The following is a 7,576-nucleotide window of genomic DNA, read 5'->3' on the forward strand; positions in this document are numbered from 1 at the left end:
TATAGTTTTGTTAGCAAATTGTTAAAAAAACATTAAAAATCACTCTTCGGAGTGATTTTTTTTTGCCTAAATTTGTCTTTATCAATACTAATTATAAAAAATGAAAAAAATTCTTACTTTATTACTAGTTGTTTTCGGTCTACATTCTATGATCGCTCAAACAACTACTTCCAGTATTAAAGGAACCGTCAAAAGTTTAGAAACAGAATCACTTCCGGGAGCAACGGTTTATGCGATTCATCTTCCTACGGGATCTAAGTATTCTTCGCTTTCAAATGAAGATGGTCGATACAATATGTTAAACATGAGAGTAGGAGGTCCATACAAAGTGACTGTTACTTTTGTTGGTTTTCAAACGCAAGAATTCAACGAAGTTTACTTGGAATTAGGAAAGCCATTTATTTTAAATGTGCTTTTGAAAGATGAAAGTCAACAACTTAGTGAAGTAAAAATCACAGGTTCTAAAGGGCGCGTTTTTCAAAGTGGAAAAACAGGTGCTGAAACTACAATTGGTAGAAAAGAATTAACGGCATTGCCTACAATTTCAAGATCAGCCGAAGATTTTACGCGTTTAGAACCTTCCGCTAGTGGTGGCTCATTTGGAGGTAGAAATGATCAGTATAATAGTTACTCTTTAAATGGAGCTGTGTTTAACAATCCTTTTGGATTAGATGCTGCTACTCCAGGAGGACAAACGGGTTCTCAGCCTATTTCTTTAGATGCTATTGATCAAATTCAAGTAGCTACGGCGCCTTACGATGTTACATTATCGGGTTTTACAGGAGCTTCTGTAAATGCAGTTACGAAGTCGGGTACAAACGAATTTCATGGTACAGCATATGCTTTTTTTAGAAATCAGGATTTAACTGGAAATAAAATAAAGGGAGAGAAAATTTTTGTTCCCTCGTTAGAGCAAACTCAAGCTGGTTTTAGTATTGGTGGTCCAATCATTAAAAATAAATTATTCTTTTTTGCTAATTATGAGATCGAGAAACGAAGTGATTTAGGATCTAATTTTGTCGCTAATAATGGAGATGGCATTACAGGTATCAATGAGTCTAGAGTTCTGGAGTCAGATTTGATAGCAGTTTCTTCTGCTTTGTATTCTTTAGGCTACAATACGGGTGCTTACCAAGGATTCAAACATAATTCAGGATCAAATAAGGGAATTATTAAATTTGACTGGAATATCAATGATAATAATAAATTAGCAGTAATTTATAATTTTTTAGATGCATCAAAAGACAAGCCTGCGCATCCAACAGCATTAGGTTTTAGAGGTCCAAATGCAAATATTTTGCAATATGCTAATTCGGGATATCAAATTAACAATAAATTAGATTCGTTTTTAGTAGAATTAAACTCTAAAGTAAGTGAAACAGTTTCTAATAAATTACAAGCGGGATATACGCATTTTAATGATTTTAGAAATCCATTTTCAACTCCTGCGCCAGTAATTAATATAGAAGATGGATCAGGAGCAAACTATATCATTGCAGGTAATGAGCCATTTTCAATCCATAACACTTTGGATCAAAAGGTATTTCAAGTAACAAATAACCTTACTTACACTACAGGGAGTCATGTTTTTACTTTTGGGGGTTCATTTGAGAAATACCAATTTAAAAATTCTTTTAACTTAGGTGGTTATGACCGTTTTGTATATCCTTATCGTGGTACATTTTATATTCCTGGCTTTGGAGGTCCTTATCCAAGTGTTCAATCATTTTTGGATGATGCTGCGGATCCTAATGGTGTAATCAAACAAAATCTTCAATTTGCACAAGACGTCTTTAACTCAAAACAAAATTTCGCCGTCGGTGGAGATAAAGGTTGGAAATTATCAGAATTAAATGTAGGTCAAGTTGCTTTTTATGGTCAAGACGATTGGAATATTAATGATAATTTCAAATTAACATTGGGACTTAGAGCTGATAAGCCATTGTATTTTAATACTGCTGATTTAATTCAAAAATACATTGATACTGATAATGGAGCAACCAGAAATAATGCGACGCTTTACTATAATCCAAAAACGGGAACTAACGAGCAGTTAATTTCGACAACATTACCAAGTAATAAAATATTATGGTCACCAAGATTAGGTTTTAACTGGGATGTTACTGGAGATAAAACAACGCAATTACGCGGAGGAACAGGAATCTTTACTGGTAAATTGCCATTTGTATGGTTAGGAAATCAAGTAAGTGGATCAGATGATGGTTTTTTTCAAATTATGGACAAAGATTTTAAATGGCCACAAGTTTGGAGAACTAGTTTAGGTTTAGATCATAAATTTAAAAATGATTATATAGCAACACTTGACATGTCTTATAATAAAGATATTAACGGGGTACATGTTCAAAACTGGGGATTAATAGCTCCAACTGGAACTTTAGTAGGTGCTGATAATAGAGCTATCTATAATGGATCTGATAAAGGCGCAAATAGTGGATATGTTATGACTAATTCTAGTAAAGGATATGTTTTTAATACATCGGTTAAATTGCAAAAAACATTTGACAATGGTTTGTATGCTAGTTTAGCATATAACTTTATGGTTTCAAAAGATGTAAACTCTATTGAGGCTGAGATTACAGGTGATGCATTTAATTTTAATCCAGCTAAGGGCAATGTAAATGATGCCACTTTATCCAACTCAAAATACGGAGATAGAAATCGTTTTATTGGTGTAGGTTCAAAAAAATGGAAATACGGAACGAATAATAGATGGTCAACTACAGTTTCAACTTTCTTTGAATATGCTCAAGGGGGACGTTTTAATTATATTTATGGAGGTGACATCAACAATGATGGATCATCAACTAATGATTTGATTTTTATTCCTACTACTGCTCAAATCAATACAATGAATTTTTCAGGAGGTCAATCACAACGTGATGCTTATGATAGATTTATTAGTCAAGATGATTACTTGAGTGGAAGAAGAGGGCAGTATGCTGAGCGTTACGGTGCTTTGTCCCCATGGAGAGGGAAGTGGGATATGAAATTAATTCAAGATTTTAACTTCAAGCCATCTTCAAATTCTAAAACAACTAACACAATCCAATTTAGTGTTGATATTTTGAACGTTGGAAATTTACTGAATTCTGATTGGGGATTAGTTCAAGTGCCTACTTCTATACAGCCTATTGGTGTTACTGTTGATGCTTCTAATGTGCCAACATATACTTTTACTGGTACGCAAACTAAAACATTCAATTACGAAACTAGTTTATTGTCAAGATGGCAAGCGCAATTTGGAATTAGATATATTTTCTAAGACTTAATAAAATAATATTTTTTTTTGAAAAGCCTTCTTGTAAAAGAAGGCTTTTCTGTTTTTATATTTTAAATTTGCAACTTCTTACAAGAGTGTTAATTTCGACTAAGAACGATTAATTAAAATAAGAAAATGAAATATAGAAGATTAACTAAAGAACAATTTGAAGAGCTAACTCAGGAGTTTACTAATTTTTTGGCTACTCAAGCAATAGATAAAGCAGAGTGGGATACCATTAAAAAAGACAAACCAGAAGTTGCAGAACAAGAGTTAGATGTATTTTCGGATCTAGTTTGGGAAGGTGTACTTTCTAGAGCAGAATATTTAGAGCATTTTTCCAAAAATCACATCTTCTTATTCCAGAGTTTTGATACGCATGTTCAGTCGATTGTTTTAAAGTCATTGGTCCCTGAAGTTGATTTTTTAACAAAGGATGGTTTGCAATGGTTGAGTGATAATATGTTTACAGATACAATCGAAATGAAAACGGGTAAAAAAGAATTTACGGAGGAGCGCAATGCCTCGCTTTTTGCTTTGATACAACAAGGTGCTTTCTTGAGCGACGGACAATTATACAAACAAATAAATTCGATTATTGAATCATAATTGCGTTGTTATTTCTTTTTAATTGGTTATTTTAGTACACGATTTTAAGTACTAAAGTAGCCAATTTTATTTTTATGGATATCAAGCAAAACATCCAATTACGCAGAGAAGAACTCAACCAGCATAATTACAAGTATTATGTGTTAGATAAACCCGATATTACTGATTATGAGTTTGATATTAAATTAAAAGAGCTACAAGACTTAGAACATAAACACCCAGAATTTTTTGATGAAAATTCCCCTACGCAAAGAGTAGGTGGTGCAATTACAAAGAGTTTTAAAACAGTTGCTCACGATCATCGTATGTATTCATTGGATAATTCCTATTCTAAAGAAGATTTAATCGAATGGGAGAAGAGAGTTCAAAAAGTATTGGGCGAAGTTCCACTGGCTTATACTTGTGAATTAAAGTACGATGGGGCTTCGATAAGTATTACTTATGAAAACGGAAAATTAGTTCGTGCAGTTACTCGTGGAGATGGTTTTCAGGGTGATGACGTGACGAATAATATAAAAACCATTCGTTCCATTCCGTTACAATTAAATGGAAATTATCCTGCGAAGTTTGATGTGAGGGGAGAAATTATTTTGCCTTTCGCTGGTTTTGAAAAAATGAATCAAGAGCTAATAGAAATAGGAGAAACGCCTTACTCAAATCCCAGGAATACAGCTTCTGGAAGTTTAAAACTAAAAGAAAGTGCCGAGGTAGCCAAGAGGCCTTTGGATTGCTTACTGTATTTTTTAATTGGAAACGAACTGCCCTTTTCTACACAATACGATGGATTAGAGTCGGCTAGAAGTTGGGGATTCAAAGTACCCAAAGAAGCAACATTAGCCAATAATTTAGACGAAGTTTTTGAGTTCATTGCGTATTGGGACATACATCGTCATGAATTGCCTTATGAAACAGATGGAGTAGTAGTCAAAGTTAATTCTTTTCAATACCAAGACGAATTAGGATATACCGCCAAGTCACCTCGATGGGCTATGGCGTATAAATTCAAGTCGGAGCAAGTATCAACCAAGTTAAATTCGATATCCTATCAAGTAGGAAGAACGGGGGCTATTACTCCAGTAGCTAATCTTGAGCCAGTGCAGCTAGCGGGAACAATTGTAAAAAGAGCTTCGTTGCATAATGCAGATCAAATTGAAAAATTAGACATTCGCGTAGGCGATACTGTTTTTGTAGAAAAAGGTGGAGAGATTATTCCTAAAATTATTGCCGTAGATCTTTCACAACGTTCGGGTAGGACGAACCCCACATTATATATCACCCATTGTCCAGAATGCAGTACAGAACTAGTACGTGGCGAAGGTGAAGCAAATCATTATTGCCCCAATTTTTATGGTTGTCCACCACAAATTATAGGTCGAATTCAACATTTTATTTCGAGAAAAGCCATGGATATTGAAGGGCTTGGCGGAGAAACAGTGGCCTTGCTTTTTAATAATGGTTTAGTACACAACTATGCTGATTTGTATGAATTAACAGTGGAGCAAATTCTTCCATTGGAAAGAATGGCACAAAAATCGGCCGAAAATCTAGTAAAAGGCGTAGCTGAGTCAAAGAATATTCCTTTTGAGCGTGTCCTTTATGCCTTAGGTATTCGATTTGTAGGAGAAACTGTAGCTAAGAAGTTAGCAAAGCATTATAGAACTATTGAGGCTTTGCGTCAAGCAACTTTGATAGATTTAGTTTTAGTAGATGAGATTGGGGATCGCATTGCGCAAAGTGTAATTGATTTTTTCGAAAATCAGGAAAACAATAGTATCATAGCGCGCTTAGAATTGTATGGTATTCAGTTTGCTATTATTGAAAAAGTAAATCCAAACGCAACGGATAAACTTGTGGGAAAAATATTTGTAGTTTCAGGTGTTTTTACTAAATTCTCAAGAGACGATTTGAAAGTTGCCATTGAAGAAAATGGTGGAAAAGTTGGAAGTTCTATATCCTCAAAAACAGATTATGTTGTGGCAGGAGATAACATGGGACCTGCTAAATTAGAAAAAGCAACCAAGTTAAATATTCCTATTTTATCCGAAGATGATTTTATGAGCCTGATTAATGCTAATTAATATGGAGAAATAATGAAGGTTTTTAGTAAAGAGACTACGGTCGAGAATGCTCTAATTGTATTTTATTTTTTGGTAGCTTGTATGGAAGTAGTTTTTCAGATTTTTCTGGAAAGCCATTATCAATATGCTATTAAGGTCATTGAAGTAGTGATTTTAGTAGCATTGTACTGGTATTCGTCAACCCTTAGAAGCCCTATCTATTTTGTCAATATGGTCTTGCTGCTTATAGGGCGCTTATTTTTTATATCACCCGAAATAAAAATGCTTCGATACGCGCTAATAGCCGTTTTCTTTCATCGTCTTATCGAGATATACTACGTTGCTAAGTTGATTAAATTAAAAGATTATATTCCGCCAATACTCGCATCCATTCCGTTCTTGATGTATTTTCTTTATTTAGTATCCATTCCTGAAAGTGTTTTGATCGAAAGTTATATTATTTTAATTGTAAATATTTTATTAATTTCTGCTCTTAGCGGTATTATATTATCACAATATTTACTAATTTTTAATAAAAAGGATATTTGGCTGTTTGTATCTGGGATGATGTCACTAACGCAAACATTCATTATTTTTATTGAAAAATTCTATCTAGCCGATTTAGAGCTTATCAGTCTGAGACCTATGGCTTTGTTGTTGAACACCGCGGTTTGCTTTGCTTTCTATAAATTTGTAGTAGCTAGTGAGCGGTTAAACAACGATTGATTTTCCTTCGGCAGCTTTCCTTTTATTCGAATCAAAATAAAAATCAATACGCCCTAAATTAATTCCGTAACAGCCTACTTGATTAACGAGCACTTCATTGCCAGCAAGATTTTTTACTACCGTAGGTTTGTCTAGAAAAGTATGAGTATGTCCGCCTATAATTAAGTCAATATCTTCAGTAAGTGCTGCGAGTTTAAGGTCGCACATTTTGTTGGGTTCATTTTTATAATTGTAACCCAAATGAGAAAGGCAAACAACCAAGTCGCATTTTTGTTCCTTCTTCAAGATCCTCACCATCTCTTGTGTTGCTTCAATAGGGTCGTTATAAACCGTTTCTTGATACATTTTCTTATCTACTAATCCATCAAGTTCGATCCCAATTCCAAAAACGCCAATCTTAATCCCGTTTTTATTAAAAATTTTATAAGGCTTCACTAAGCCGTCCATTTTAGTGTTCTTAAAATCGTAGTTAGCCGATAAGAATTCAAATTTTGCATGTGGCATTTGGGCATACAATCCCTCAATACCGTTATCAAAATCATGATTTCCTATCGTTGACGCATCATACTGCATCATACTCATCAGTTTAAACTCCAGTTCACCTCCATAATAATTAAAATAAGGTGTGCCTTGAAAAATATCACCAGCATCGAGCAGTAAAACATTGGTATCCTCTTTTCTAATGTTTTCAATTAGCGATGCCCTTCTAGCTACGCCGCCCATATTCGCATTGCGAGGGTCATCAGCTGGAAACGGATCAATATGACTGTGTACATCGTTCGTATGTAAAATCGTTATTTTTGTAACTTGCGCAGCTTTAAAACTACTTAGGGCTTGCTGAAAAAGTATTCTCAATTTTCATATAACTGGATTTAATTTCACCAAATAATCACTTTCATAATTG

5 protein-coding genes are annotated in these 7,576 nt (G+C 34.2%); 4 read left to right on the forward strand and 1 reads right to left on the reverse strand.

What is annotated here, in order from left to right; genetic code table 11:
• Nucleotides 1–100: 100 nt before the first annotated feature.
• The 4 genes from H8R24_RS15210 (at nucleotide 101) to H8R24_RS15225 (ending at nucleotide 6,672) form a co-directional block, all read left to right on the forward strand.
• Nucleotides 101–3,283: a TonB-dependent receptor gene (locus tag H8R24_RS15210; RefSeq protein WP_187020719.1), complete on the forward strand. Its 3,183-nt coding sequence runs from the start codon at nucleotides 101–103 to the stop codon at nucleotides 3,281–3,283.
• A 132-nt stretch (nucleotides 3,284–3,415) separates the two neighbouring features.
• Nucleotides 3,416–3,889: a DUF6495 family protein gene (locus tag H8R24_RS15215; protein ID WP_187020721.1), complete on the forward strand. Its 474-nt coding sequence runs from the start codon at nucleotides 3,416–3,418 to the stop codon at nucleotides 3,887–3,889.
• A gap of 74 nt (nucleotides 3,890–3,963) precedes the next feature.
• On the forward strand, nucleotides 3,964–5,967 hold the full coding sequence (ligA, locus tag H8R24_RS15220) for an NAD-dependent DNA ligase LigA (protein ID WP_187020723.1): 2,004 nt from the start codon (nucleotides 3,964–3,966) through the stop codon (nucleotides 5,965–5,967).
• Nucleotides 5,968–5,979: 12 nt separating this feature from the next.
• Entirely contained in the window at nucleotides 5,980–6,672 is a 693-nt protein-coding gene (locus tag H8R24_RS15225) for a hypothetical protein (protein WP_187020726.1), read from the forward strand.
• On the opposite strand, the gene H8R24_RS15230 is transcribed toward H8R24_RS15225, so the two are convergent.
• Nucleotides 6,658–7,527, reverse strand: coding sequence for a bifunctional metallophosphatase/5'-nucleotidase (locus H8R24_RS15230; protein WP_187020728.1), 870 nt, complete (start codon nucleotides 7,525–7,527; stop codon nucleotides 6,658–6,660). The genes H8R24_RS15225 and H8R24_RS15230 overlap by 15 nt on opposite strands.
• Between the last annotated feature and the right edge of the window lie 49 nt (nucleotides 7,528–7,576).

This window comes from Flavobacterium muglaense (genome assembly GCF_014305155.1).
GTDB lineage: Bacteria > Bacteroidota > Bacteroidia > Flavobacteriales > Flavobacteriaceae > Flavobacterium > Flavobacterium muglaense.

What these genes read in the sequence shown, in the direction of transcription:
- H8R24_RS15210 (WP_187020719.1), top strand. Translation starts at nt 101, where the DNA reads ATGAAAAAAATTCTTACTTTATTACTAGTTGTTTTCGGTCTACATTCT.
- H8R24_RS15215 (WP_187020721.1), top strand. Translation starts at nt 3,416, where the DNA reads ATGAAATATAGAAGATTAACTAAAGAACAATTTGAAGAGCTAACTCAG.
- ligA (WP_187020723.1), top strand. Translation starts at nt 3,964, where the DNA reads ATGGATATCAAGCAAAACATCCAATTACGCAGAGAAGAACTCAACCAG.
- H8R24_RS15225 (WP_187020726.1), top strand. Translation starts at nt 5,980, where the DNA reads ATGAAGGTTTTTAGTAAAGAGACTACGGTCGAGAATGCTCTAATTGTA.